Source organism: Undibacterium sp. FW305-107, from assembly GCF_058788535.1.
Genome location: NZ_JBYTAV010000008.1, coordinates 17,241 through 41,253 on the forward strand (window position 1 = coordinate 17,241; position 24,013 = coordinate 41,253).

The following is a 24,013-nucleotide window of genomic DNA, read 5'->3' on the forward strand; positions in this document are numbered from 1 at the left end:
AATGATTACAACTATAAGTTACAATAAAACATATTGCAACTGAAAGTTGTAGAAATGTCGAAAAAAAATAAAATTAAATTTTAAGTTGTAACTAAATAGCCCAAAAACGGCTGTTTATTCGATGCTGTTTTGTCCAGGTGGTGAAGGATAATTGATGTGCGCTGGCAGTGGTGCCAGGACGTCTAGAGAGGATCAAATGGAAGTTTTAAAGAAATTGATTGGCGCGGTTTTGGTTGTGATAGTGCCGGTAGCTATGGTACTGGGATCAGTCTACCTAGTCGATAGATACGAGAGGGAAGGGCCGGCCTGCACGGCCGCAGGAGTGGGGGTGGCTGTATGCTTTGTCAATCCTAGTCACCGCTGGCAATAGACAATAAAAAGCGGCCGAAGTCGGTTTTTATTGCCGTGAATATATTAAGTTGCCGGAGCGACTCTAATCCAAAGTTTTCCGGCAGAGATTTCAGCCCCATCTGCGACAACTACTGTTTGCAGCAATCCTTCTTTCTCGACCACGAGTGGCGAAACCACCATGTTGATACAAAGTAACGCTGAACTTACATCCGCATTTGTTTTTTCTTTGATTGCAGCAGATGCACTGTAACTTTGCTGAAGCCATTCCTCTGAAGGGATTGTTTCAGAAACCACATTGTCTTCCCACATTATTCTGATCGCAACGGTTTTCGGGGGGGAGTCGATTGGAGCTCCAAAAACAATTGAAGCACAAATTTTCGGTAACACTAACGGCATCTCAGTTAAATATAAGTCATTCCCGTAAATACCCATCAACGAAAATTTGTTGCCAATTTCATGGCGGATATCGTCACAAAAGTGAGTTATTGCATAACTAGTCATAATTGATTGAATGCGTTGTGTCCAGTGGATGGTTCAGTTTTTGGTGCAATTTTTATGAACGGCCTAATTTGATCAAGTGTGACACCTAAAACATCAGCCAGCTTTGTCACAGTTCCCCACTTCAGGTCGAGATTGCCCGCTTCTATTTTCGCAATGTGGGATTGACTCGTGTTTAATTTCATTGCAAGCTGAGATTGGGATAAACCTTTTTTTAGTCGCAGTGTTGCCAACGACTCAGATTCAATTTCCAATAAATCGTCCGCAAGTAATTTTCTTGCAGCTTCCATCCTCTTCCTGTACGAAGTATCAATAAGCTCCTTAAAATGAACTTCTGCCTGATGAGATTTTTTTCTTGTTCTCGGCGAAACATATGGTTTGGGATGAACAATCGCCGAAATAAAGGGCATCTCTGATGTCGATGTTTGAGGGATATTATTAGTACTTTGGAATACCAAGTTCCTCGTAGTCGGCACGGATTCGCAGCGAAGTAGCATGGTCTTGCTCATAATTGTAATAATCGTAATTTTTTCGTTGTATGGGGTCTTCTGGCGGCTTTCTGACAATTGCTAGTACATAATAATCTTTGTATTCACTATCAAAAGCGTAGATAATCCGGTACTCATAAATGGTTCTTACTAATGGTCTGAACCGATAAACATTGATCCCATCTCTTTGGAAACATTGAATTGCTTTGATATTTATCGGAGGGGGGCGATGCTCGCCAATCCAATCGGTCAGTTTCCACTTTGCCTCTTCGGACGAGCTAACCTGCTCAATAAAAGCATCTAGATAATCAGCGTCCCCCTGACCAAAAACTTCCGCTATCTTAAGCAAGTCAGCCTTAGCGGATTCATCTACAAATAATGCGTTCAATATATCACGCTAGGTATAGATTTGATCAAATTTGATCAAAAAGTTCAAAAATTGTCGTTACAAGATATTACTCAAATTTCTTGACTAAGTTTTACTATATTTTTATGGGTTGTTTTTGCACCACTTAGCTTCCCGCTTAGTTTTCTCTTTATGGTCAGTGACGCTAAGCCACTGCATGTTCTGTGGTCTGTCTGCACCAGCACATTTCAACGGTGCAACATGATCAACCTGGTAGCCTGGGCACTTTCCCTTGCGCAGGCCGGTCGACGGGCAGGGGTTTTGCCTCTTGAACTCTGCGACTGCTGCTTTCGAGCGGGGTATCTTAGCTTCTACAATCGTTGTGCAAGATAGAAATATCAAGCCAATGCTGATTAAGTGCCGCAGATATCTGCCCATAACTTTTTGAACTTCCGTTGATTTACTGCAGCTTCGATCTCGGAGTCAGAGATTTTCAGGGCCAGGCCAGTTGACGCATTCAGGCTATTCATCTCTTTGAGAAATTTTACTTTCTCATCTAGGCCGGCGACGATTTTTTCAGTCGAAAGCTCTTTTTTGCCGACATACCCTTGGTCTTCAAGATATGCTTCTCCGTTCGTGCTGACAACATACTTCTTGAAGCCTACAAAGGAGCCCAAGCCATTTTGGGAATTTAATTCGCCACATAGCCATCCCCCAGGGATGAGCTTTTCATTGCGAAACTGCGTGCTGTCCGGGTCTTTGAGGTCCGCGCTGATAACTGCTCGATACTTTGGAATTACAATCCATTCATCATATTTTACGAAAAGAACTGCTGCTGCCACTACGCTCACTGAAGCAACAGTCAACGCAATTGTCTTATTCTTCATGAGCTAAGCACCAATCAAAATTCCCTGCGCAAATCGACAACGAGACCAATTGGTATGCATTCGCCACTCTTGCAGTGGTGTGGAGAATATTGCTCCTGGTCAGGATTGTCTGAATAAAGAAACCAGTTTTTATTCTTAAACATCATCCTCTTGATTACAGCTTGGCCATCGAAGTTAACAGCAAATATCTTGTTGTGCTTTGGTATTTTCTCCGACATGTTTATGACAACAACGTCCCCAGACTGCATCCCTGGGCTCATGCTTTCTCCGGTAACTTCCAAGGCAAGAAGATCCTCAGCGAATAGTCCTCGACGTTGCAACCACTCCTTTGTATATGAAACAGGCTCACCGATTTCGATACAGTGTTCGATTTGTATTTTATTTATGCCGGCAGACAACTTTAATTTCACCCTTTTAATTTCGACGGTCTGAGCATCTTCCGAAGAGAGCACGTTCCGTGACTCTCGAAGATCCTGATCCGACTCACTTCCAACATGAACCGGAACGTCAGAAATTCTACCTGCCAACTGCGGGCTAATCTTCATTGATTCAGCGCTGAGTTCTTTAAGGTAGTCGTCACCATATTGCAGTAATGCAGGAGCCACATTAAAAAAATCAGCAATTTTTGCAAGATTTTTCCCCCGTGGTTCGCTGTCACCAGATATCCACTTTTGAACCGCTTGGGGCGAGACTCCGCAAAAGCGAGCCAGATCGGACTGGTTCCCGCCATTCTTCAGCTCTAAAAAATGAGCAAGCCTAGATGCAATTGTATTCATGAAAACCACTTTACAACCATTGGTTGATTCTGTCACTGCAATTTAAAGTTGTAGTTATTGTGTTTTTGTTGTAACCTGCGGTTGTAATGAACTTAGGGCAATAACATGGAACACGGTATAGACAAGGCCGTTCGACTTTTCGGCAGCCAAACAGCGCTGGCAGACTTTCTAAGTTTGTCACCACAAGCAATCCAAAAATGGGTTGCAAACAAGAGATTCCCACGCACTGAATGGACTGGCGAAACCAGTTATTCGAAGCTCATTGCCGAAAAATTCCCAGATGAGGTCACAACGGATCAACTGTTGACCCGCCCTACAACTGACCAGAACTGATGGAGATCAATCCAATGTGACTCTCCGTTGCTTGACCGTCTTTTATCACCCCACCTGAAACACTAACACTAGGAAAAACTATGAACTCGCGAACCATTGTCGTAAAAACCCTGCTGAACGCTGACGAATACTTGAGCTTTCAAAATCAATGTAAAGCGTCTGACGTGCCTCAATCCCGCATGTTGCGCACCCTGGCAAACAAGTGGGTGAGTAGTGCGAATCTTATTCGAACGCGCCGTCGTACTGAAAGACCAAGTTTGGCACTGAACAAGGCCATGTTTCCAAATCGGAACATGCGTCTTTGACAAAAAGGCCGAGTAACGATGGGACATACGAAAGAAAGCAATGATCGAAAAAATAGACCAGAAAAAAGAAAGGGTGCTTGTAATGGCAAAAAACTGGCGAGAAGCAGATAAAGAAAAAAGCGGTGCGCGTGGCACGGCCAGAGCAGAGGAATGCAATAGCCGACTGGTTGTCGCTACACGTCACCTGCGTGAAGCAATTGATACGTTGGTAAAGGCGGAACCATGACCGGACCAACTTTTCTTGAGCGCTTGCGGCTTGAATTGATCTGGACAAAGATCCTGGTCATTCGCCGCCTGCGTGCAGTTCGCGACTTCTTCAAGGGGAAATGATGATGTATCAATCCCCCGCAAAAACGGATGAGCAACACATCCGCAATCAATCAAAATCGCCTATCAATACGGTAACTGCCCGCCGGTTCTGTAAAGGAAGTCGCTGCCGCAATGGCAGCGGCCAATGGCGTTCAATTCGTCAGTTTTGCAACGCAAAGAATGAGCCCGTCTTCAAATTCTGCAAACAGTGCAGAGGTGGGTCATGACTCGCCGTCGAATTCTTACGCCGGCACAAGTGCAAGAAATCCGCGGTCAATACCTTGCTTATGTGCGTGGATATGGGCACTTCGCCAAAAAATTCAACGTCGGCGTAAGCACAATACGTGACGTCGTCCAGTACATCACTTACTTCAACGTCAGACCCGCCAATACAAAAAGCAAAGCCCAGGCAGCTGTAACTGCCCAGGCTTCTGATCATTCAATAAAAATAGGGTTTCGTTAAATGACTGAAAATATTTTAACTGACTATCATAAATTCCTGCAACAAAAGGTCGTCAAGGCCGAATCTTATGGTTTTGACGTTGCCGATTCTGAAATCAATCCAATCTTGAAACCGCACCAGCGCGCAATCGTGCGCTGGGCGGTTCGAGGTGGTCGCAGGGCGATCTTTGCCGCCTTTGGTTTGGGCAAGACCGTCATGGAGCTGGAGATCGTCAGAATCGTGCGCCAGCATGTGGGTGGCATGGCCTTGATCGTTCTCCCGCTGGGCGTGCGCCAGGAGTTTATGCGTGATGCTGCCATGCTGGGCATCATGGTCACATTCATTCGCCGTATCGACGAGGCGACAGATCCCGACGGCATCTATCTAACCAACTACGAGACAGTCCGCGACGGTAAGCTTGACCCGCAACTGTTCAGCGTTGCCTGCCTGGACGAGGCAGACTGCCTGCGCGGGTTTGGAGGCACAAAGACTTTTCGGGAATTCATGGCCATATTCGCTGGCGATCGCAAGACCATGGATAGCCGGGTGCGTTCCGGTGGTGTGCCATATAGGTTTGTTGCCACGGCCACGCCAAGCCCGAACGAATACATCGAACTGCTGGCTTACTCAGCATTCCTGGGCGTGATGGATGTCTCAGCTGCCAAGACACGCTTCTTCAAGCGCAACAGCGAAAAAGCCGATCAACTGACCATTCACGCGCACAAAGAGCGCGAGTTTTGGATGTGGGTCGCATCCTGGGGCCTCTTTGTACAGCGCCCATCTGATCTGGGTTTTTCAGACGAAGGCTATTCACTTCCCGCCATGGATATCCGCTGGCATGAAATCCCAGCAAATCATTCAAATGCCGGTCATGAAATGTCTGGTCAGGCGCGCATGTTCAAGAACCAAGCCATTGGGGTTGTCGATTCCGCGCGCGAAAAACGTGAGTCCTTGACGGCCCGAATCGAAAAGATGATGCAGCTACGGGCCGAAGATCCGGATGCACACAGGCTACTGTGGCATGACCTGGAGTCCGAGCGCTATGCGATAGAAAAGGCTATTCCTACCTCTGTCAGCGTGTTCGGCAATCAGGATCTGGACGAGCGCGAGACCGCGATTATTGAATTCTCGGACGGCAAGATTCAAGAGCTGGCGGCCAAGCCGGTGATCGCTGGCAGTGGCTGCAACTTCCAACGGCACTGCTCCTGGGCGATCTTCCTGGGCATTGGCTTCAAGTTCAAAGACATGATCCAGGCCATTCACCGCATCCAACGGTTCCTGCAGACGAAGACCGTCCGAATAGACCTGATCTACACAGAAGCCGAGCGGGAAGTGCGCCGGCAGTTGGAACGCAAGTGGAAACAACATAATGAAACGGTGGCAAAGATGTCAGAACTAATCAAAGAATATGGCTTGTCTGAAGATGCCATGGCCGAGGCCTTGACCCGCGCCATGGGTGTAGAGCGTATCGAGGTTACTGGTGATAACTATACCTGCGTGAACAGCGACAGCGTCCTGGAAACGGCTCGTATGGATGAAAACAGTGTCGGCCTGATCGTTACGTCCATTCCGTTTTCTACACAATACGAGTACAGCCCCAATTACGCCGACTTCGGACACACAGACAATAACGAGCACTTTTTCAAGCAAATGGACTTCTTGACGCCAAATCTGTTACGCGTGCTGAAGCCAGGTCGGCTAGCAGCCATCCACGTTAAAGACAGGATTGTGCCTGGTGGGCTCACTGGCCTGGGATTTCAGACCGTCTATCCATTTCACGCACGCTGTATTGAGCATTACACAAAGCATGGTTTCTCCTATATGGGCATGAAAACCATCGTCACCGATGTGGTACGCGAAAACAATCAGACCTACCGCCTGGGCTGGTCTGAACAGTGCAAGGACGGTTCAAAGATGAGCTGCGGCATGCCAGAGTACTTGCTGATTTTCCGGAAGCCACCAACTGACACAAGTAACAGTTACGCGGATGAACCGGTCGTGAAGTCAAAGGAAGGCTACAGCCGCTCACGCTGGCAGATTGACGCCCATGGTTTCACCAGATCGTCTGGTGACCGTTTGCTGGCGCCGGAAGAGCTGCAGTCTTTGCCACATGATCAGATTTTCAAGGCGTTCAAGGCAAACAGCCTGACCACAGTCTATAACTTCGAGCATCACGTCAAAATCGGTGAGACCCTGGATGCTGAAGGCAAGTTGCCGGTGACTTTCATGCTGCAGCAGCCGCAGTCCTGGTCCAGCGAGGTCTGGTCTGATGTGACGCGTATGCTGACGCTGAACAGCGCTCAGTCAGCGAAGGGCAAGGAAATGCATCTCTGTCCTCTTCAGTTCGATTTGGTTGATCGCGCAATAGAACAATGGTCAAACAAAGGCGATATCGTCCTGGACCCGTTTGGCGGTCTGATGACAGTGCCTTACCGCGCGATAATGAAAGGCCGTAAGGGTTACGGCATTGAATTGAGCGGCCAGTACTTCCTAGACGGCGCGGCGTATTGCAAGGCAGCAGAACGTGAAATCAGTATGCCGTCGTTGTTCGACTTCGAAGAGCTTGAGGTGGCAGCATGACACAAGCTGACCTACTCAATGCCGAAGCACCAACGGCGCCAGTTGTGCTCAACACCGCGCACGCCCGTCAAATGCTCCATAAACGTTACCCTGCGCCAGAATGGGCGTTGATGGAAGAGGTCGCGCCAGCCACCGGTGGCGGTACCCGTTACGCGGATGCAGTAGCGATCAATCTCTGGAGTAGTCGTGGCCACGCCATCCATGGATTTGAAATCAAGGTAAGTCGGTCTGACTGGCTTCGCGAGCTGAAACAACCAGAGAAAGCGGAAGATGTCTTTCGATTCTGCGATTTTTGGTGGATTCTGGCACCGAAAGGCATCGTCAAAGATGGCGAACTGCCACCGTCGTGGGGATTGCTTGAACTGCGCGAAACTGGGATTGTCCAGGTTGTGAAGGCACCAAAACTCCAGCCGATTCCAGTTACAAGAGAATTCTTTGCATCACTTATGCGGCGCGCTCACGAGCAGATCGACAAGATAGCAGAACGCAAACTGCGCCATGCCGTTCAGGCCGCACGGGATGACATTGATAAACGCGTGGCATCTGAAGTGGCGAGCGTTACTCGTCGATATCGCGAACGCGAAGAGCAGATACAGAAATTCGCTCAAGAGACGGGTATTGAATTCGATCGATATACCGGGCCATCAGTGGAGATGATAGCGCTTGCGCGCAAACTTGAATCTCTGAATGGCTGGTACAACAAAGGTGCCTATGGGCATTTGATCAACTTGGCAGAGCAATTGACGAAGGCTGCTGTCACGATTCGTGATGCGGTTGATCCTGTTTCCACCGAGGAGGCTCTTACATGATTAACCAAGTGGACTTGTTTGCAGCCGGTGCCAAGCGCCTGCAAATGACTGACTCAATTGATTTGACCATCCGCTCTATGCAGGCCTATGGCCCGCAGCATGATCATTGGGGAATTGCCTGGTCCGGTGGCAAAGACTCGAGCGCAACCCTTACGCTCATTATTTGGCTCATTGACACCGGCAAGATTGCCAAACCAAAGACACTTACGGTTTTCTATGCAGACACGCGCCAAGAGCTTATTCCGCTGGCGGCCGCTGCACACCAGATCATGGATGAGCTGCGCAATCGCGGAATTGCAGTTGAGATCGTCATGGCTCCTATGGACAAGCGGTTTATGGTGTACATCCTTGGCCGTGGCGTTCCACCGCCAAATAACAATACGCTGCGTTGGTGCACCAGGCAAATCAAGATAGACCCCATGCAGCATGCCTTGGAGGCGCAGCTCGACCAGCTGCAAGGCGGCATTCTGATGATCACCGGCGTGCGCCAGGGTGAAAGCGCCATACGTGATCAGCGCATCGAAATGAGCTGCGGGAAAGACGGTGCCGAGTGTGGTCAAGGCTGGTACCAAGAAGTACTACCGAATGCAAAAGGCTTGCGCGGTCGTATTGCTACGCTGGCGCCATTGCTGCATTGGCGGGTCTGCCACGTCTGGGAGTGGCTGAAACACTGGGCACCGGCTGCCGAGTTCGGGGACTGGAGTACGCGGGCCATTGCCGATGCATACGGCGGTGACGAGGCTGAGGAGATTAATGCCCGCACCGGCTGCACAGGTTGCCCGCTGGTGGATACTGATACTGCCTTGGATAACATCCTTTTAAACCCACAATGGGCCTACTTAGCCCCCCTCAAAGGGATTAAGCGATTGTGGCGTGAGCTCCGAGAAGATCAGTATCGGTTGCGCAAGGCTGGTATTGAACGCCTCAAGGACGGCTCCATTGGCAAAAACCCACAAAGGAAAGGGCCACTGACATTCGAAGCCAGACTGATGGCGCTTGATCGCATTCTTGGCATTCAGGCTGAAATCAATGCGGCAGCGGCCATTAATGGTCGCCCGCTGGTTGACTTGATCAATGCCGAGGAAGAAGCCCGCATTCGCGAATTGATTGAATTGCAGACCTGGCCGGATGGTTGGGATGGCGATGAGCCGCTGGCTACAACCGTCATGGATGTCGTCTATCAGAACGGCGCTGTGCAGCCGAGATTGTTTTCGGAGGCCGAATTATGACCGACATCGTACTGACAAAACAGTCTGACCAGGCGCTGACAGAAGATCAAAAGTCAGTCCTGCGAAATCATCTTTTTGGCTTGATCGATGGCCATGCTGACGAGGACAAGAAGGCTTGGCGTAGATTCTGGAATGGCGTTCTTCGCCTTGGCTCTGGTGAGATGTTCTCCATCATCACGCTTTTGCCGCGCTTGGGCCCCGTTCACCGCAAGCAGATGAAAATGGAAGGCGAAATCTTCAAGAATCAGGAGCGATTCAAGGACCGCGAGGCTTTCCGACTGTGGTTGAAGGTCGGCTCTGGCTGGGTATTCTGGTGTAGTGGCCCCAAGGGTGGTGTGTTCCCGGTACCGAAATCCATCAGCTACGCAAAATGCGACGAGGGCGATTTCCAGATTTATTGCGATGGCGTTTATGAGTTTTTGCGCACGCCACACGCGCAAAAGTACCTTTGGCCTCATGCCACTGCGCTGGATGCCGAACTGGGCGTGGAAGCCATATTAACGCGGTTTGAGGGATGAGTATGAGTCGTCGCTCGATAACCACATCGCCTGGTCAGCTTGCACTTGCATTCGATAGCTATGCCGTTACAAACGATGCTGGAGTATATCTCGATTGTGAAAAGCTCAGTCTTTCGAACAAGAATCATCGGCCATCGGCTGAAATAAGGATCGCCAACGCACCATTCGGGTTTTGCTGGGGTATTTCAGTTATGTTTTCCAATGGTGGCGTTGCTTACATGCCAAATGAAATTGATTTCAAAACTGGCGAGTTTGCATTAACTCGGATGGACGCTTTGCGGCGTGCCTGCGACAGCATCATCCGGTGGATTGAGCGAAATGTAAGCTACTTCACCTCTAGAGAAATCGCCATTGTTCGCAAATGGGTTGAGGGGTTATGTGAATGAAGCGATCTTGCATAAAACCATCTCAAAAGCGGATGAAACGCAGCACTAAGCGCATGAAATCCAGTCGCCCGCGCATGACGCCAATACGCAAAGCTGCACGTAACCAAGAATGCACACTGAGATTCCCGGTCTGCAATTACAACATCGAAACGACTGCTTTGTGTCATTCCAACCTGCTGGAGGACGGTAAAGGCATGGGCTTAAAGGCACCTGACACCGCCGCGGCATTTGGCTGTTCTGCCTGCCATGACTTACTGGATGGTCGTACGCCCAGGCCAAAGGGCTTCAGTTACGAACTGATGATTGCACAGTTTAAAGAAGGCGTGGCGCACACGCACCGAATTTTAAGAAGGATGGAGCTACTCCATGATGAATAAAAAATTGCAGGCCTTGGGCCGTATGAAGACCGGCGCAATGAACAAGACTGAATCCTCCTACGCGCTGACCTTGGAGGCGCGCAAACAGGCTGGCGAGGTGGCTTGGTTCAAATTCGAAGGTATTAAATTTAGATTGGCAGACAACACATTCTATACACCTGATTTTGCGGTCATGTTGGCTACAGGCGAATTTGAAGCACATGAGGTTAAAGGCTTCTGGCTTGATGACGCCAGAGCGAAAATAAAGATTGCCGCAGATATGTATCCATTGCAGTTCATTGCCGTGACACAGCAGCCTAAGAAAAATGGCGGCGGTTGGAAATTGGAAAGGTTCTGACCGGGATGAACTATTACAGTCATCACATAGGTGATTTTCGCGCTGGCACGATCAACATGAGTCGGCTGGAACGCTGGCTCTATCGTGACATGGTTGACGTGTATTACGACACCGAAAAACCACTACCACTGGACCATGACGAGCTGTTCTACATACTTGGAACGACCGATCAACAAGAGCGAACGACCGTTGAACGTCTGTTGAAATACAAGTTCGAAAAAACCTTAGAAGGGTACAGGCATTTTCGATGCGATGCAGAAATTCACGCCTTCCATAAAAAAGGGGAGCAAGCCTCGGTTGCTGGTAAGGCGTCTGCTGCGAGTCGAGCAACAAAAAAGGCTTCATCTTATCAACAGACGCTCAACGGACGTTCAACGGACGTTGAACAGATGCTCAACGAACGTCAACTAACCAATAACCAAGAACCAATAACCAATAACCAGGAACCAATTAAAAACAATACGGCGCAAGCGCCTAAATTCAATTTTGCAAAATCGTTATTGGAATTGGGCGCTGATCAGAAAGCGGTGAAGGATTGGATGGCGGTCAGAAAGAAAAAAAACGGGGCCAATACAGAAACTGCCCTTGCCGGGTTTGTTCGCGAGGCAACCAGTGCCGGACTAACTATCGCCGATGCGGTGCTGATCTGCGCTGAGCGTAGCTGGTGCGGGATCAATGCTGATTGGCTCAAACCCAAGTCTCAGGCTTCGCCCCAGGGGGCGAGTTTAGGATCGCACGGTATGGCCACGGCAGCAGCCGCTCAACGTTGGTTGGATGAATCGAATGAAAAATGAAGAAAAAACAAAGTTTTTGATACTGTTGACGGGCATTGCAGACTACTACGGTAGAACGCTTTCCACTGGAACTATTGGTCTGTACTGGGAAGGACTGAAGCAATACGACTTTGCTGCAGTCGAAAAGGCACTCTGGGAACACACGCAGAATCCAGACACGGGGCAGTACATGCCAAAGATTGCTGATGCTACGCGGGTTTTGCAAGGACGCACGCAGGATCAGGCGTCGCTTGCCTGGTCCAAGGTTGATGGCGCTATCCGCAAGGTCGGTACGTACCGCGATGTGGCTTTCGATGATGCGACCATTCATCGCGTAATCGTCGATATGGGTGGCTGGATCGGCCTGGGCTCAAAAACAGAAGACGAGTGGCCGTTCGTGGCAAAGGAATTCGAGAACCGTTATCGCGGGTACCGCATTCGTGCCGAACGTCCGGAATACCCACCACTGCTGATTGGCATTGCCAATGCGCAAAACAATCATTCTGGTCACATAGGGCAAGAGCCGATCTTTATCGGCGATGCCGGAGTGGCAAAGCAAGTGTATCTCGGCGGCACTGATAAACCGTTGATTGCCATGCAGTCAGCCAGTGATTCGCTCTCTGCACCGTTGCCGAAGAGGTTGGCCGCATGACATGCCTGCACTGCACCCACCTCAATCTACAACGGCATCCGGAGCATGCAAAGGTCGGTCTTGGGCGATGCGCCAAAGATAAGGTTGCCGGTCGCTTCGTCGCACTGGGCCAAAGCTGCGAACGGTTCGTAACCGCCGCCCAAGATGTGATTGAAAAGCGTGACGAGTGGCACCAAAAGAACAAACAGAAAGGACTTGACTGTGGCAACTAAAAAGAGACGCGACAAGAAGCGGCATGTTCCGCGTGACCCGACCAAGTGCCTGATAAAAACCCAGCCCTGGCGTTTGAACGCCGTTTTTGATCCGCTGCTGGCGATTGTGGACCAGCTTGAGCGCGACGGTACCAAGGATGTTGCCAGCAACGGGATAGCTATTTTTAAGGACGTGGTAGACGGTCACTGGTATGACAGTTCGGTGGCAATTATGGGCGTAGTTGATGCCTATGAAATCCACGAAAAGCGATCAGGTATCAAGATCGGTTTGGGTCCTTTGCGTCAACTGGCCAAGAAGCTGGAAGTTGACATGCCAATCTTTGCCAGCGACACCCAAGAGGTCAGGGCATGCTTTGACCGGATGCGGCGGGCATCGATGACGATGACCCTGGGCTATGCTCGCGAACTGATCCGGGACACCCAAATTCAAGAAGCTGCAGAGAAACTGCGGGAGGCCAGGTGACCAGGCAAAGAGAGTATTCCAGGGACCCGCTGGACATCATCATCGAGCGTGAAGAGCGGACTTGCAAGGGCTGCGTGTTTGAAAAGACAGAACGCGTTTTCGATATAAAAATCAAGATTTGTGCCAAGGGCAGGCGGCACGGTAAGAAATGTACAAATTATAAGGAGCGGGAATGACAGCACTTTTTAACAATACGCACGAAGCATTGACATTTGCTTTCAACTATTCTAGCCAGCAGTATGCGCTTTCGCCAATGTCCAAGTTGGCCTTGAAAGGCTCGGGCAGCGGCAAGGGCCTAGTCTCGGTCGACGGCGCTGGCCAGGCCGGACTGATTCTTGCGCATGTCAACCGGCTTTCGTCTGTGCACAAGTGCTGTATCACGGCTCGGTACGCCCCAAAAAGTCGAGATTGCCAATGCTGTGGTGCCGAAGCGATGGGCGAGCTGTACGCTGAAGCTGTGATGAACCTGATGGAGTTATCGTTGGCCAATTTTTCTGGAGTATCTGTTCGTAAGGTTCGCGAGGCAATTGTCCGAGCCTTTTATGAAAAGGGTATTTCTATTCCCGTAGTTGCTGAACGTTTTCAGGTGCCTAAGACAACGCTATATCGACAAAAAGACCAGATATGGGTTTGGTTAAAAAAAGTCGATACGGAAGCTCAGCGTGTAATTGACGATGCACTGCAACCAATGTTTGAGCAATGAAACCTAGCAAAATGTATTGTACAAAATTACAGGCAATAAAATTCTTAGCCGTAATGTTTGGTATTATTGATAATGGAATCTCAAAACCATACGCACCGACTTATGTTTTGAGACTTTTCTAAGAGACGACTATTTATAAACGCTGGTCTTTTTACAACAAGGATTTGATATGAGCGAGTATCAACAGTTTTTGCATGAACATACCCCAAAAATTTTAGTCGGTATCGTTGCCGGAAGTTTGGCGGCAGACAAAAAATACAATGCTGAGCATGTAGCCGATATGGCGCTCAATTGCGCTAAAGCACTCTACAACAAACTGGAAACAGAAGGTGCGGTCTAAATATTTGGTTTAAGCAAAGAATCAGTGGACAAATCTCTGATTTTTGCTTGACTGGGAAATTCATTCCCATATATCATGCGTTTCATATACACGTAATAAGTGTTTCCAAAAAGCCCCGGTCGCGAGATTCGGGGCTTTTGCTATAAGTGAAGGGGTCGTTGTCTTGTTTTAGTTAGCTGGTGCAATATTGTAGGTTGTTACGACCTGCATTGCTGGTGAAGCTCGATAAGGACGAGTGTAGTTCTTGCCAAAGCCGTATGCCCTTTCGCGCTCGACCGCTGGGAGCCCAGCCCTGTCCACTTTTCATAAGAGTCCGGGCAGGTTTTATAAAAAGCCCAGAGTTTAAAGACTCAGGGCTTTTTTGTTGAAATCGGCTCATTTTTGGGCCGGGGGTTCATCCTCTGATCCGCTGACGAAACTGACTTTAAGCGAAGCTTTATCTTCTGGACTTGCCTCAACAAGGGAGTCTTCATGGAAAATATCATGCAATACTTTATTTTCAAAAAACCATTTGCAATTTAGAGATGCGCTATTAGCCGACACCGGTCCCTGAACGCTCATTATTGGCCCGTTCCCTGTATTCAGTTTTACTACTGCTCCTGCCTTGAATTTGCCCATATTGTTCTCTCAAAGTATGTTTAAACTAAAGTGATGAGCAGACACGCGCGTGCTCACGTTATTGTAGTGGCACATTAATTTTACTTTGTATGATAATTTGCAAACAATAGTTGCAAATAAGTTCACTAACAGCAACATGAATGCCCGTTGCAAACAAACAGTGGTCGTTCATGTTGGTGCTGGTATCGGCAATGCCGGAGCTGGTTTAACGGTGACGCAGATAAGTGCTGAGTCTGGCGCTGCAGCCTGCAGACGAGGCGCCGTGGGTTCGAATCCCACTTGCTGACGAATAGCACCAACAAACTTCAATGCATCCTTAGCTCAATGGTGGAGCGAGTGCCTTCCACGCACAAGGACGAGAGATCGGTACTCTCAGGATGCTCCAAAACACCAAACAGAATGCTCGCTGGACGCCAGAGTGCCTCTTAGTGGCGCGTTACAGGCACAGACACTCACGAGCAAAAGCCAGGTGTCTCCGCCCGCAAGGGAACTTTACCAGGCGCGGGGAGTGCCAGTACTCATATGAACAAATTTCAACATCCATCAAATAATTCTGTTCTTGGTGCGCCGGCAGGCTGGGATCAGAAAGTGCTGCCGTGCTCAGCGTTGCCGATTACTCGCACAGAGGTGGACGGTCAGCCCGCAGTTGTGAGCTTCTGGAAGCCGACGGCTAACGAGCTGGCACTTTTGAATCAAGGACAGCCTGTAGCGCTGTGGGTGATTGGTGGCACGATGCCGCCGGTGTCTCTGACAGTCGAACAATAATCATTAGGGGAAATAAAATGGCACAGTATCGTAAAAAGCCGGTTGTAGTTGAAGCCATCACTTTTGATCAGTTGGTTCAGCATGGCATTGCCGTCTGTAAAGCAGAAGGCCGTGAGAGCAACATCGTCAGGGGCTTTCCGTGGTCGTTCAATTACGCAGGTCACCCGATCACGCACGAAAATGACCAGCGCTACATTATTCTAACGTTGGAAGGCTCAATGGACATGACGCCTGCTGATATGTTGATCACTGGCGTGAAGGGTGAAATCTACCCGTGCAAGATTGATATCTTCAATGCAACTTACGACGCTGTGTAGGCAGAGTAGGTACCATGGGCCGCACATCAAAGGCAACTACTGCACTCAACAGGCCAATGCCGCCGGGTTCTCTATTTGAACCAATGGCGCCGCACCAGTTTGTTCCAGCACCTGAAGTCAAAGCATGGGCCTCTGAGCAAATCATCAATGAAGGCGGCGCGCTGTTTAACACTGACCACGCACACCTTCAGTTTGCCGAGGTAGCGTTCTTATGGGCTGTTGAGGGCTTCAACAAACATGGGCGAACAGTTCTTGGTCAGTGCGAAGACGTAACCTTTCGCTGTGGGCCATGGCAGAAGGGAAGGCAAGAGCAGCAGATGCTCGACTGGTTCGGCCTGGTGCCGGACTTCTTGATCACCCTGGACGCAAGCCACTGCGCACAATGTTCAGACATTGATTTCTGTGCATTGGTCGACCATGAGCTTTATCACATTGGGCAGACACTGGACGACTTCGGCCAGCTTGCATTCTCCAAAGATGGGCAGCCAAAGCTTTCAATGCGTGCACATGACGTAGAGGAGTTCATAGGGGTGGTTAGACGCTACGGCCCGTCAAAGGATGTGGCAAAGATGATTGACGCCGCCAAGACATCGCCTGAAGTGGCGAAAACCAACATTGCGAGGGCATGCGGAACGTGTTTGCTTAGAGCCGCATAAGCTTTACGCGGCTTTTACAGGATAGCAACATATGGCAGCACTACGTGACGAGGTGAAGCTGTTCATCGTCCAAGCGCTGGCATGTTTCGATACGCCAACACAGGTGGCGAAAGCAGTAAAAGAGGAATTTGGGCTCGATGTGATGCGCCAGCAGGTGGCCGCTTACGATCCAAATTGCTTTGTCGGGAGGCGTTTGAGCCAAAAGTGGCGAACGGTTTTCGAGGATACGCGCAAGAAATTTCGTGAAGAGGTTGCAGAGATCCCCATCGCAAGCAGGGCATATCGCTTGCGCGCATTGGCGCGGATGGCACAGCAGGCTGAAGGCATGCGCAATATTGCCCTGGCTGTTCAGGTTATTGAACAGGCTGCAAAGGAAGTCGGTGACGTGTATGTGAACCGACGCCTCGACTCGAACAAAACACCAGGTGTAGACGCTCCCGGCATTCCAGCTGCGCCGGAATATGTCCTGAAACCTGACGAAGATGTCCCAGACAATCCCATACTCTGAACCACCGGTCGCGCTGACGCCAAAGCAGGCGAACATTTATGTCTGGGGCTGGCAGAAAAAGGCACGCTTCCGCGACGCAGTGTGTGGCCGACGCTTCGGCAAGACCTTCCTGGGTAAAGCCGAGATACGGCGTGCAGTGCGGTATGCAGCGCTATGGAATGTCAGTGTTGAAGATGAAATATGGTACTGCGCACCGACCTTTAAGCAGGCAAAGCGCGTTTTCTGGCGACGCCTGAAGCAGGCTATACCTGCGAGTTGGCGTGCGACAAAGCCGAACGAGACAGAATGCTCAATTACCACCAAGGCTGGTCATGTGGTGCGCATTGTCGGCTTGGACGCCTACGATAATCTACGTGGCTCTGGTTTGTTCTTCGCCCTTGTGGATGAATGGGCAGACTGTCCGTATGAGGCTTGGGAAGAAGTTTTGCGTCCCATGCTCTCGACGTGCAAGTTCATTGTCAACGGTGAGCAAAGGGTTGGTGGCCATGCGCTTCGGATTGGAACGCCAAAGGGTTTCAACCATTGCTATGACAGCTACTTAGACGGGCAGGGCAAGGAGCCAGATCATAAAAGCTGGCTATACACGTCAGTTGACGGTGGCAATGTCCCAGCGGAGGAGATCGAGGCAGCGCGGCGGAAGATGGACCCGCGCACGTTCCGGCAGGAATACCTGGCCAGCTTCGAGAACTACCAAGGGGTAATTTATTACTGCTTTGACCGCAGGCAGAACCATACCGATGATACGGTGCAGCCGGCTAAGCCTGGCATTGCTGCTGATGCTTTGCATTTAGGTATGGACTTTAACGTCGGCAAGATGGCTGCAGTTGTGTTTGTGATGCGTTCTGATCTGCCGCGTGCGGTGGATGAGATTGTGGAAGTTTTTGACACGCCAGCAATGATTGAAAAAATCAAAGAGCGGTACCCTGGCCATGCAATCACGGTCTACCCGGATGCATCTGGTCAAAACCGTAAGACCAGTAATGCAAGTGAATCAGATTTGTCTTTGCTGCGAAAAGCTGGATTTACAGTAGTAGTCGATTCAACGAATCCAGCTGTAAAAGACCGCATCAATAGTATGAACGCGATGCTCTGTAACACCTACGGAGAGCGGCGATTACTTGTCAATACGAACAAGTGTCCGAAATTCACGCTTTGCCTGGAGCGGCAGATTTATGACGATAAGGGCGAGCCCGATAAGAAGGGTGGCTTCGATCACACCAATGACGGTGGCGGCTACTTCATCGTCAAGCGTTATCCAATTACGAAGCGCGTTGCAACAGTTGAACCATTGAGAATGTAAGAAAGATCAAATGACAGTAAGAACCCTATCAAAAGCAGTTTCAGCCATGGCCGAGAACTGGCCGCTGATTGCTGCTTTAATGGGTGGCACCACTGCCATGCGCAAGAATAAGGGCTTGATGCCTCGTTGGCCGAGCGAGCATGAGAAGAGTTATGAAGCCAGGTTGAGTGTCGCCACGTTGTTTCCAGCTTTTCCTCGGACGATTGAAGTGCTGGCCAGTAAACCTTTTTCGAAGCCGATAACGATTGGCGACGACGTGCCGGAGCGCCTGAAGAAATGGACTGAAGATATCGATCTTCAAGGCCGCAACCTGCACACATTTGCAGCGGCAGTTGGTGAGGAAGCGTTGGCCTACGGATTTAGTGGCATCCTGGTAGATCACCCTCCTACAAAAGATCAGGACGGCAAGCTGCTGTACCCAACGCAGGCTGACGAGGCTGCGGCTGGTGTCCGGCCCTATTTTGTTCACATACACCCCCAGCAACTAGTAGGCTGGCGCTCCAGGCAAGTGAATGGTGCCGAGGTACTTACTCAATTACGGATTCTGGAATGCATCGTTGAAGACGATGGTGATTTCGGTGAAAAAGAGATTGAACAAGTACGAGTACTTTTGCCAGGTGCATGGCAGACCTGGCGGAAAACAGCAGCGCCCACGGCCACGGAAGAGTGGGTACTGCATGAGGAAGGCACTACCTCTTTGACCAATATTCCATTTGTGGCAGTGTACGGGAAGCGCAAGGGATTCATGCGCGCAGTACCGCCGCTGTTGGAAATGGCGCACATGAATGTGAAACACTGGCAGAGTCAAAGCGATCAAGACACGATTTTGCACGTTGCGCGCGTGCCAATTCTAACCGTTACAGGTATAGATGACGAAAAGTGGTCATTGACAGTAGGTGCAGCGGCGGCAGTTAAGTTGCCCCTGAACTCAGAAATGAAATTCGTTGAGCACACTGGCGACGCCATCGAGGCAGGCCGCAAGTCTCTGCTTGACCTTGAAGATCAGATGCGCCAAGCAGGCGCAGAACTGCTGGTGATCAAGCCCGGCAACATAACCGAGAGTCAGACTCTTGCCGATAACGAGCAAGGTGCATGCGCGCTGCAGCGTATTGTTGGTGACCTGGAAGATGGTATTGACCAGGCCTTGCAATTCATGGCCATGTGGGTAGGAGAGCAACAGGGCGGCCACGTTGAGATATATGACGACTTCGGCGCGGCCACACTGGCAGAGGCCAGCGCAGAGTTGTTGCTGAAGATGAAGCAATCTGGTGATTTGTCACGTCAGACCCTGCATGGCGAATATAAGCGCCGTGGCATTCTTGCACCCGAGTTCGATAGCGCCAAGGAAGAAGACCTGATTGCAGCCCAGGGTCCAGCACTTGGTGTTGTGTAATGGCTGCCAATGACGATCTGCTCGATGCAGCGATCAGGCACCAGATAGAGCTGCAGAAGTACACAAACAGCGTTGTGCACCGGATGATGAAGGTGCTGAATCGGTCTGACGATGCATTGTTTAAGGAACTATCAGCAGCGCTGGAACGACTTGACCCCGAAGCTTTCACCATCCAGCGCCTTGAAGCAATGCTCGGAAGCGTGCGCGGCACTAATGCCCAGGCGTACGCACAGGTGCAAGCCGAGCTGAAGGATGAGCTTCGTGATTTCGTCAGGTTCGAGGTCTCTTATCAGCAGATGACCCTGCAGGATGTGTTGCCAGCCCAGTTTAATGTCGCAGATGTATCGCCTGACCAGGTGTATGCAGCGGCACTTGCCAGACCGTTCCAGGGGATAATTCTGACAGGCGCGCTTGAAGATCTGGAAGCGACCAAAGCCAAACGAATCAGGCAGACGATTGCGCAGGGTTTTGTGGATGGCAAGACGAATTCAGAGATTACGCGGCAGATTCGCGGCACCCGGGCGCTGAAGTACGCCGATGGCTTGCTTGAAATCGACCGAAGGAGCCTGCAAACGATCGTGCAAACGGCCATTGGCCATATTGCAGCATTCACCCAGCGGCAGATACATGAGGCGAATGCCGACGTGCTGCAGGGGCTGCTCTGGTCAGCAAAACTGGACTTGCGCACAACATCAGCATGCCGGATTCGTGACCACAAGTTATGGACTACGGACCATAAGCCAATCGGGCACAAGTTGCCATGGGGAGCAGGGCCCGGGGCATTCCACTGGAACTGTCGCAGTTCAGCGGCTCCGATGGTGAAGAGTTTCAAAGAACTGCTGGGCATGGGAATCGACGAGAACGAGTTTCCGCCTGGTGCACGGGCAAGCCTTGATGGTGCAATACCTGCCAACCAGACTTATAACGAGTGGCTGACAAAGCAATCTGCTGACAGGCAGGACGAAGTACTTGGCCCGACCAGAGGTAAGTTGCTGCGAGCTGGCAAACTCTCTGCTGACCAGATGTACTCTGCAAAGGGTGAGTTTCTTGACCTCTCCCAACTGAAGGACAAGTACGGTGTTTAGGCTAGAATGCCAGGATGACAGTGAAACTCGTACATTCTCAACAACCAACCGGTAAAGCCGGGGTTCATCAGCGCGTGCGCAAAATGGTGCGTCCTGATGGTGCATTGAAGTGTCCGAATTGCGGGTGTCAGACGAGTTTAACCACGGTCAACGGGGCAGTCGTGCGGAATGGCAGGAAGCAGGGCGGTACCGTCATTGATAAAGACGTATGCGCAGAGTGTTGGCGACGAGGAATGTCAGTCTCCATGCTGTCGGAACTAAAGCCAGTTGAATAAAACAAGGAACCCGCGATAAGCGGGTTTTTTTATTGCCCAAAGCAGGATTGCAGAGGGTGGAACGAGCCAGGCGGCTCAACATTGGGCGGATGCCCGGGAAAGTAGAATCATGCCATTCAAATTTGACGACAAAGGTAATATTGTTCTCGACGCAGACAAGAAACCTATTTTTATTCATGGTGATGGTCGCGAAGCAGCATTCGATGCTGATACGACGTTGGCCACAATTTCGCGTTTAAATGGCGAGGCCAAATCTCATCGTGAGGCGAAAGAAGCTGCGGAAGCGAAGCTGAAGACGTTCGAGGGTATTGAAGATGGTGAGGCAGCACGCAAGGCACTGGAAACTGTAAAAAACATCAAGGATGGTGAACTGGTCCAGGCTGGCAAGGTTCAGGAAATAAAGGATGCAGCAGCTGCCTCCGCTAAACAAGCCGTTGCTGAAGCTACACGCGCAGCAGAAGCCCGTGAAAAAACACTTGCTGAACAAAACGCGAAACTGACCAACGATCTGAACAACCACATTATTGGCGGTAGCTTCGCCAGCTCCAAATACATTGCGGAAAAATTAGCGATACCTGCTGACATCGCGCAAAAATTCTTTGGCGATCGCTTCAAGGTCGATGGTGGCAAGTTGGTGCCACTGGACCAAGCTGGCAACCCGATTTTCTCTGCGACGCGCCATGGTGAGCACGCCGACTTTGAAGAATCGCTCCAGGTAATGGTTAATCAGTATCCGAACAAGGACATGATCCTCAAGGGATCTGGAGCATCCGGCAGCGGCGCACAGGCCGGAAACGCGAGTGGCGGTAAAGACTTGTCTGGTCTGTCGCCGGTTGAACGGATGAATGCTGCTCGCGCAGTAACGAAATAGAAATATCGCCCGCAAAGGGCATCAATTTAGTTAGGCCGTCCTAGATAACTTGGACGGCCTTTTCTTTGCCGCGACTCGGATGACGAGCGGTGCACAGGCTGGATAGCCAATACACAGCAACCCACCCGTCCGCTTTTTGCGGCAACGAAAGGAAAAAACATGGCTCTGACCTTAGTCGAAGCAGCGAAGCTGGTTTCCGGCGACGTACTGCGTTCTGCAATTATTGAACTCTATGCTGGCTCGTCCAGCATCCTGATGAATCTGCCGTTTGAAAGCATCAGCGGCAACGCATTGAAATACAACCGTGAAAGCTCGCTGCCTGGCGTTGGCTTCCGTGGCGTGAACGAGTCCTACACTCCATCCACAGGTATCCTGAACCCTGTCACAGAATCTCTGGTCATCGCCGGTGGCGACCTGGACGTTGACAAGTTCATCATCGATACCATGGGCGCAAACCAGCGATCCGTGCATGAAGCAATGAAGGTCCGCGCACTGTCGTTGGCCTGGACCCGCAAGTTCATTAAGGGTGACAGTTCTTCTGATTCGCGTGAATTCGATGGCCTGCAAACTCGCGTAACAGGCGAACAGTTGATTGCCGCTGGCTCCACCGCTAACGGTACAGCGCTGTCTCTTTCAAAATTGGATGAGGCAATCGACCAGACGCTGAACCCGACGCACCTGATCATGAACAAGGCCATGGTACGCCGCCTGACCACTGCGGCGCGCACCACCACCGTTGGTGGTTTCGTGACCTACGATAAAGACGCCTTTGGCCGCCCAGTGACAAAGTATAACGACCTGCCAATCCTGACTGTCGATTTGGATCACACCAATACTGCCATCCTTCCGTTCACCGAAGCTGCAACCAGTGGTACGGCTACTGCGACTTCTATTTACGTAGCCAGCATGGGCAATGAAGGACTCGTTGGTCTCCAAAACGGCAATATTGACGTGCGCGATCTGGGTGAACTGCAAACTTCACCAGTGTTCCGTACCCGCGTCGAGTGGTACAACGGCATCGCGGCTTTCAACGGGCGTGCTGTGACTCGTTTGTATTCCATCGCCGACGCGCCTGTAACAGCTTAAGCCAGCACACTGAAAGGAAATAATCATGAGTAATATTTACTCGCAATTCACCTACGACAATGCGCTACTGCTGAAAGCAGCAGGCTTGGTTGCTGCCACCACCACCGAAGCTACGATCTTGGATCTTGGTGCAGGTCTGGTCGACGGTTATCTGGTCTTGGACGTAAGCGCCGTGGAAGTGGCGTCCAACGATGAGATTTATACGATCTGCCTGGAGGGATCCAACGTGGCTGGCATGGCGTCTGGCTCGGTCTGCTTGTCGCAGATCGAACTGGGTAACGCAACCGCACCAGCTGATGCCGACACTGGTATAGGCCGCTTTGTCGTTCCATTCCGCAATGAACAAAATGGCACCATCTACCGCTACGTGCGCATTTTCACCAAAGTGGCTGGCACTGTCGCAACTGGCATCAACTTCCAAGCGTTCATTGGCAAGGATCGCTAATCGACAATAGTCGATAGCACAATTTGAGTGGGAGGCTGAGTCCTCCCACGCACTTATAAAGGAATCCCAAAATGATGATGACCGTTTATGATCAGAATGGTAAAGCGCATACTGTCGAATCTGTGGACGCTCGCGAATACTTGAAATCGGGTCACTACAACTGTGGTGGAACTGAAGCCTCGTTGTCCGTTGATAATGCGTCGGCACTCAATGAGTTGCAGAATGTGACACTCGGTTCTGGTCCTGGAGATGTCGAGTCACTCGAACTGCTGCGTGCGGAGTTCAAGGCGGAAGTAGATAAGGTTCGCGCAGAAATTGAGCAAGAGCAGAAACGTCTCAATGAACGTGCGGCAGAATTACACGACCAGGCAGAAAAGCAAAACAAGATCGAGGCTGATCACACTGCAGAGCGTCAGCGCTTGGAAGCATTGGCTGCGAGCCTGGAAGCCAAGGGTAACGATGTCACTGCACACATGACTGTTCCGCAGATCAAAGATGCTTTGACAGCCAAAGGCATTGAAATACCTGCTGGCGCAAACAAGGCTGAATTGCTGGCATTGCTGAATCCGGCTGCATAACT

At 50.4% G+C, this 24,013-nt stretch carries 32 protein-coding genes, 1 tRNA gene and 1 pseudogene; 28 read left to right on the forward strand and 6 right to left on the reverse strand.

The window, feature by feature from the left end; genetic code table 11:
* Positions 1–414 precede the first annotated feature (414 nt).
* From AC3WQT_RS17950 to AC3WQT_RS17970, 5 genes are all read right to left on the reverse strand, one after another.
* On the reverse strand, positions 415–852 hold the full coding sequence (locus AC3WQT_RS17950; protein ID WP_492705706.1) for a DUF6941 family protein: 438 nt from the start codon (positions 850–852) through the stop codon (positions 415–417).
* Entirely contained in the window at positions 849–1,259 is a 411-nt protein-coding gene (locus tag AC3WQT_RS17955; RefSeq protein ID WP_492705708.1) for a helix-turn-helix domain-containing protein, read from the reverse strand. The genes AC3WQT_RS17950 and AC3WQT_RS17955 overlap by 4 nt, the downstream gene beginning before the upstream one ends.
* Positions 1,260–1,287: 28 nt before the next feature.
* Positions 1,288–1,725 (reverse strand): hypothetical protein, encoded by a 438-nt coding sequence (locus AC3WQT_RS17960; protein ID WP_492705710.1) that lies wholly within the window; start codon positions 1,723–1,725, stop codon positions 1,288–1,290.
* Between the two features lie 371 nt (positions 1,726–2,096).
* Positions 2,097–2,570, reverse strand: a complete 474-nt coding sequence (locus AC3WQT_RS17965; protein ID WP_492705712.1) for a hypothetical protein — start codon at positions 2,568–2,570, stop codon at positions 2,097–2,099.
* 14 nt (positions 2,571–2,584) lie between these two features.
* Positions 2,585–3,346, reverse strand: a complete 762-nt coding sequence (locus tag AC3WQT_RS17970; RefSeq protein ID WP_492705714.1) for a LexA family transcriptional regulator — start codon at positions 3,344–3,346, stop codon at positions 2,585–2,587.
* A gap of 105 nt (positions 3,347–3,451) precedes the next feature.
* Between AC3WQT_RS17970 and AC3WQT_RS17975 the strand changes: the two genes are divergently transcribed.
* The 15 genes from AC3WQT_RS17975 (at position 3,452) to AC3WQT_RS18045 (ending at position 14,114) form a co-directional block, all read left to right on the forward strand.
* Positions 3,452–3,679 (forward strand): hypothetical protein, encoded by a 228-nt coding sequence (locus AC3WQT_RS17975; protein ID WP_492705715.1) that lies wholly within the window; start codon positions 3,452–3,454, stop codon positions 3,677–3,679.
* A gap of 345 nt (positions 3,680–4,024) precedes the next feature.
* A complete protein-coding gene (locus AC3WQT_RS17980; RefSeq protein ID WP_492705717.1) occupies positions 4,025–4,210 on the forward strand; it encodes a hypothetical protein in 186 nt (61 codons plus the stop codon).
* A 306-nt stretch (positions 4,211–4,516) separates the two neighbouring features.
* Complete coding sequence (locus tag AC3WQT_RS17985) at positions 4,517–4,756, forward strand: hypothetical protein (RefSeq protein WP_492705719.1); 240 nt, start codon at positions 4,517–4,519, stop codon at positions 4,754–4,756.
* Entirely contained in the window at positions 4,757–7,315 is a 2,559-nt protein-coding gene (locus AC3WQT_RS17990) for a DNA methyltransferase (RefSeq protein ID WP_492705720.1), read from the forward strand.
* Positions 7,312–8,124 carry a hypothetical protein gene (locus AC3WQT_RS17995; protein ID WP_492705722.1) on the forward strand — a complete coding sequence of 271 codons (813 nt, stop codon included), beginning with the start codon at positions 7,312–7,314 and terminating at the stop codon, positions 8,122–8,124. Before AC3WQT_RS17990 ends, AC3WQT_RS17995 begins: the two co-directional genes overlap by 4 nt.
* Positions 8,121–9,353 (forward strand): phosphoadenosine phosphosulfate reductase domain-containing protein, encoded by a 1,233-nt coding sequence (locus AC3WQT_RS18000; protein ID WP_492705724.1) that lies wholly within the window; start codon positions 8,121–8,123, stop codon positions 9,351–9,353. Before AC3WQT_RS17995 ends, AC3WQT_RS18000 begins: the two co-directional genes overlap by 4 nt.
* Complete coding sequence (locus tag AC3WQT_RS18005; protein WP_492705726.1) at positions 9,350–9,871, forward strand: hypothetical protein; 522 nt, start codon at positions 9,350–9,352, stop codon at positions 9,869–9,871. Before AC3WQT_RS18000 ends, AC3WQT_RS18005 begins: the two co-directional genes overlap by 4 nt.
* A 2-nt stretch (positions 9,872–9,873) precedes the next feature.
* Positions 9,874–10,257 (forward strand): hypothetical protein, encoded by a 384-nt coding sequence (locus AC3WQT_RS18010; protein WP_492705728.1) that lies wholly within the window; start codon positions 9,874–9,876, stop codon positions 10,255–10,257.
* 53 nt (positions 10,258–10,310) lie between these two features.
* Positions 10,311–10,634, forward strand: coding sequence for a nuclease domain-containing protein (locus tag AC3WQT_RS18015; RefSeq protein WP_492705730.1), 324 nt, complete (start codon positions 10,311–10,313; stop codon positions 10,632–10,634).
* Positions 10,624–10,971, forward strand: coding sequence for a DUF1064 domain-containing protein (locus AC3WQT_RS18020; RefSeq protein WP_492705731.1), 348 nt, complete (start codon positions 10,624–10,626; stop codon positions 10,969–10,971). The genes AC3WQT_RS18015 and AC3WQT_RS18020 overlap by 11 nt, the downstream gene beginning before the upstream one ends.
* Positions 10,972–10,976: 5 nt before the next feature.
* On the forward strand, positions 10,977–11,765 hold the full coding sequence (locus tag AC3WQT_RS18025; protein WP_492705733.1) for a YdaU family protein: 789 nt from the start codon (positions 10,977–10,979) through the stop codon (positions 11,763–11,765).
* Positions 11,755–12,396, forward strand: a complete 642-nt coding sequence (locus AC3WQT_RS18030) for a DUF6475 domain-containing protein (protein ID WP_492705735.1) — start codon at positions 11,755–11,757, stop codon at positions 12,394–12,396. The genes AC3WQT_RS18025 and AC3WQT_RS18030 overlap by 11 nt, the downstream gene beginning before the upstream one ends.
* A gap of 201 nt (positions 12,397–12,597) precedes the next feature.
* Positions 12,598–13,071: a hypothetical protein gene (locus AC3WQT_RS18035; RefSeq protein WP_492705737.1), complete on the forward strand. Its 474-nt coding sequence runs from the start codon at positions 12,598–12,600 to the stop codon at positions 13,069–13,071.
* 172 nt (positions 13,072–13,243) lie between these two features.
* Complete coding sequence (locus AC3WQT_RS18040) at positions 13,244–13,774, forward strand: hypothetical protein (RefSeq protein ID WP_492705739.1); 531 nt, start codon at positions 13,244–13,246, stop codon at positions 13,772–13,774.
* A gap of 169 nt (positions 13,775–13,943) precedes the next feature.
* Complete coding sequence (locus tag AC3WQT_RS18045) at positions 13,944–14,114, forward strand: hypothetical protein (RefSeq protein WP_492705741.1); 171 nt, start codon at positions 13,944–13,946, stop codon at positions 14,112–14,114.
* A 375-nt stretch (positions 14,115–14,489) separates the two neighbouring features.
* Here AC3WQT_RS18045 and AC3WQT_RS18050 read toward each other — a convergent pair whose 3' ends face one another.
* Positions 14,490–14,732, reverse strand: coding sequence for a DUF2158 domain-containing protein (locus tag AC3WQT_RS18050; protein ID WP_492705743.1), 243 nt, complete (start codon positions 14,730–14,732; stop codon positions 14,490–14,492).
* Between the two features lie 185 nt (positions 14,733–14,917).
* Here AC3WQT_RS18050 and AC3WQT_RS18055 point away from each other — a divergent pair.
* The 13 genes and pseudogenes from AC3WQT_RS18055 (at position 14,918) to AC3WQT_RS18115 (ending at position 24,011) form a co-directional block, all read left to right on the forward strand.
* Positions 14,918–15,019, forward strand: a pseudogene (locus tag AC3WQT_RS18055).
* Between the two features lie 23 nt (positions 15,020–15,042).
* Positions 15,043–15,117: transfer RNA gene (locus AC3WQT_RS18060), tRNA-Gly, on the forward strand.
* A 137-nt stretch (positions 15,118–15,254) separates the two neighbouring features.
* Positions 15,255–15,497 carry a hypothetical protein gene (locus AC3WQT_RS18065; RefSeq protein ID WP_492705745.1) on the forward strand — a complete coding sequence of 81 codons (243 nt, stop codon included), beginning with the start codon at positions 15,255–15,257 and terminating at the stop codon, positions 15,495–15,497.
* A gap of 17 nt (positions 15,498–15,514) precedes the next feature.
* Positions 15,515–15,814 carry a hypothetical protein gene (locus tag AC3WQT_RS18070; RefSeq protein WP_492705747.1) on the forward strand — a complete coding sequence of 100 codons (300 nt, stop codon included), beginning with the start codon at positions 15,515–15,517 and terminating at the stop codon, positions 15,812–15,814.
* A 14-nt stretch (positions 15,815–15,828) separates the two neighbouring features.
* Entirely contained in the window at positions 15,829–16,470 is a 642-nt protein-coding gene (locus tag AC3WQT_RS18075) for a putative metallopeptidase (RefSeq protein WP_492705749.1), read from the forward strand.
* Positions 16,471–16,501: 31 nt separating this feature from the next.
* Positions 16,502–16,978: a DUF2280 domain-containing protein gene (locus tag AC3WQT_RS18080; RefSeq protein ID WP_492705751.1), complete on the forward strand. Its 477-nt coding sequence runs from the start codon at positions 16,502–16,504 to the stop codon at positions 16,976–16,978.
* Complete coding sequence (locus tag AC3WQT_RS18085; RefSeq protein WP_492705753.1) at positions 16,953–18,278, forward strand: phage terminase large subunit family protein; 1,326 nt, start codon at positions 16,953–16,955, stop codon at positions 18,276–18,278. Before AC3WQT_RS18080 ends, AC3WQT_RS18085 begins: the two co-directional genes overlap by 26 nt.
* Positions 18,279–18,288: 10 nt before the next feature.
* Complete coding sequence (locus AC3WQT_RS18090; protein WP_492705755.1) at positions 18,289–19,671, forward strand: DUF4055 domain-containing protein; 1,383 nt, start codon at positions 18,289–18,291, stop codon at positions 19,669–19,671.
* Positions 19,671–20,756 carry a phage minor head protein gene (locus AC3WQT_RS18095; protein ID WP_492705757.1) on the forward strand — a complete coding sequence of 362 codons (1,086 nt, stop codon included), beginning with the start codon at positions 19,671–19,673 and terminating at the stop codon, positions 20,754–20,756. Before AC3WQT_RS18090 ends, AC3WQT_RS18095 begins: the two co-directional genes overlap by 1 nt.
* Positions 20,757–21,140: 384 nt before the next feature.
* Positions 21,141–21,902, forward strand: coding sequence for a DUF6651 domain-containing protein (locus AC3WQT_RS18100; protein WP_492705758.1), 762 nt, complete (start codon positions 21,141–21,143; stop codon positions 21,900–21,902).
* 159 nt (positions 21,903–22,061) lie between these two features.
* Positions 22,062–22,988, forward strand: coding sequence for a major capsid protein (locus AC3WQT_RS18105; RefSeq protein ID WP_492705759.1), 927 nt, complete (start codon positions 22,062–22,064; stop codon positions 22,986–22,988).
* Between the two features lie 25 nt (positions 22,989–23,013).
* Positions 23,014–23,433, forward strand: coding sequence for a hypothetical protein (locus AC3WQT_RS18110; RefSeq protein WP_492705760.1), 420 nt, complete (start codon positions 23,014–23,016; stop codon positions 23,431–23,433).
* Positions 23,434–23,504: 71 nt separating this feature from the next.
* Complete coding sequence (locus AC3WQT_RS18115; RefSeq protein WP_492705761.1) at positions 23,505–24,011, forward strand: HeH/LEM domain-containing protein; 507 nt, start codon at positions 23,505–23,507, stop codon at positions 24,009–24,011.
* Positions 24,012–24,013: the final 2 nt, after the last annotated feature.

Bases quoted from the DNA above. Each gene is read 5' to 3' on its own strand.
- AC3WQT_RS17965 (WP_492705712.1), bottom strand. From the start codon at position 2,570: ATGAAGAATAAGACAATTGCGTTGACTGTTGCTTCAGTGAGCGTAGTG.
- AC3WQT_RS18080 (WP_492705751.1), top strand. From the start codon at position 16,502: ATGGCAGCACTACGTGACGAGGTGAAGCTGTTCATCGTCCAAGCGCTG.
- AC3WQT_RS17995 (WP_492705722.1), top strand. From the start codon at position 7,312: ATGACACAAGCTGACCTACTCAATGCCGAAGCACCAACGGCGCCAGTT.
- AC3WQT_RS18005 (WP_492705726.1), top strand. From the start codon at position 9,350: ATGACCGACATCGTACTGACAAAACAGTCTGACCAGGCGCTGACAGAA.
- AC3WQT_RS17970 (WP_492705714.1), bottom strand. From the start codon at position 3,346: ATGAATACAATTGCATCTAGGCTTGCTCATTTTTTAGAGCTGAAGAAT.
- AC3WQT_RS17985 (WP_492705719.1), top strand. From the start codon at position 4,517: ATGACTCGCCGTCGAATTCTTACGCCGGCACAAGTGCAAGAAATCCGC.
- AC3WQT_RS18000 (WP_492705724.1), top strand. From the start codon at position 8,121: ATGATTAACCAAGTGGACTTGTTTGCAGCCGGTGCCAAGCGCCTGCAA.
- AC3WQT_RS18105 (WP_492705759.1), top strand. From the start codon at position 22,062: ATGGCTCTGACCTTAGTCGAAGCAGCGAAGCTGGTTTCCGGCGACGTA.
- AC3WQT_RS18025 (WP_492705733.1), top strand. From the start codon at position 10,977: ATGAACTATTACAGTCATCACATAGGTGATTTTCGCGCTGGCACGATC.
- AC3WQT_RS18085 (WP_492705753.1), top strand. From the start codon at position 16,953: ATGTCCCAGACAATCCCATACTCTGAACCACCGGTCGCGCTGACGCCA.
- AC3WQT_RS18045 (WP_492705741.1), top strand. From the start codon at position 13,944: ATGAGCGAGTATCAACAGTTTTTGCATGAACATACCCCAAAAATTTTA.
- AC3WQT_RS17955 (WP_492705708.1), bottom strand. From the start codon at position 1,259: ATGCCCTTTATTTCGGCGATTGTTCATCCCAAACCATATGTTTCGCCG.
- AC3WQT_RS18050 (WP_492705743.1), bottom strand. From the start codon at position 14,732: ATGGGCAAATTCAAGGCAGGAGCAGTAGTAAAACTGAATACAGGGAAC.
- AC3WQT_RS18115 (WP_492705761.1), top strand. From the start codon at position 23,505: ATGATGATGACCGTTTATGATCAGAATGGTAAAGCGCATACTGTCGAA.
- AC3WQT_RS18020 (WP_492705731.1), top strand. From the start codon at position 10,624: ATGATGAATAAAAAATTGCAGGCCTTGGGCCGTATGAAGACCGGCGCA.
- AC3WQT_RS17990 (WP_492705720.1), top strand. From the start codon at position 4,757: ATGACTGAAAATATTTTAACTGACTATCATAAATTCCTGCAACAAAAG.
- AC3WQT_RS18015 (WP_492705730.1), top strand. From the start codon at position 10,311: ATGAAATCCAGTCGCCCGCGCATGACGCCAATACGCAAAGCTGCACGT.
- AC3WQT_RS18090 (WP_492705755.1), top strand. From the start codon at position 18,289: ATGACAGTAAGAACCCTATCAAAAGCAGTTTCAGCCATGGCCGAGAAC.
- AC3WQT_RS18065 (WP_492705745.1), top strand. From the start codon at position 15,255: ATGAACAAATTTCAACATCCATCAAATAATTCTGTTCTTGGTGCGCCG.
- AC3WQT_RS18010 (WP_492705728.1), top strand. From the start codon at position 9,874: ATGAGTCGTCGCTCGATAACCACATCGCCTGGTCAGCTTGCACTTGCA.
- AC3WQT_RS18095 (WP_492705757.1), top strand. From the start codon at position 19,671: ATGGCTGCCAATGACGATCTGCTCGATGCAGCGATCAGGCACCAGATA.
- AC3WQT_RS18070 (WP_492705747.1), top strand. From the start codon at position 15,515: ATGGCACAGTATCGTAAAAAGCCGGTTGTAGTTGAAGCCATCACTTTT.
- AC3WQT_RS17975 (WP_492705715.1), top strand. From the start codon at position 3,452: ATGGAACACGGTATAGACAAGGCCGTTCGACTTTTCGGCAGCCAAACA.
- AC3WQT_RS18040 (WP_492705739.1), top strand. From the start codon at position 13,244: ATGACAGCACTTTTTAACAATACGCACGAAGCATTGACATTTGCTTTC.
- AC3WQT_RS18030 (WP_492705735.1), top strand. From the start codon at position 11,755: ATGAAAAATGAAGAAAAAACAAAGTTTTTGATACTGTTGACGGGCATT.
- AC3WQT_RS17950 (WP_492705706.1), bottom strand. From the start codon at position 852: ATGACTAGTTATGCAATAACTCACTTTTGTGACGATATCCGCCATGAA.
- AC3WQT_RS18100 (WP_492705758.1), top strand. From the start codon at position 21,141: ATGCCATTCAAATTTGACGACAAAGGTAATATTGTTCTCGACGCAGAC.
- AC3WQT_RS17980 (WP_492705717.1), top strand. From the start codon at position 4,025: ATGATCGAAAAAATAGACCAGAAAAAAGAAAGGGTGCTTGTAATGGCA.
- AC3WQT_RS18110 (WP_492705760.1), top strand. From the start codon at position 23,014: ATGAGTAATATTTACTCGCAATTCACCTACGACAATGCGCTACTGCTG.
- AC3WQT_RS18075 (WP_492705749.1), top strand. From the start codon at position 15,829: ATGGGCCGCACATCAAAGGCAACTACTGCACTCAACAGGCCAATGCCG.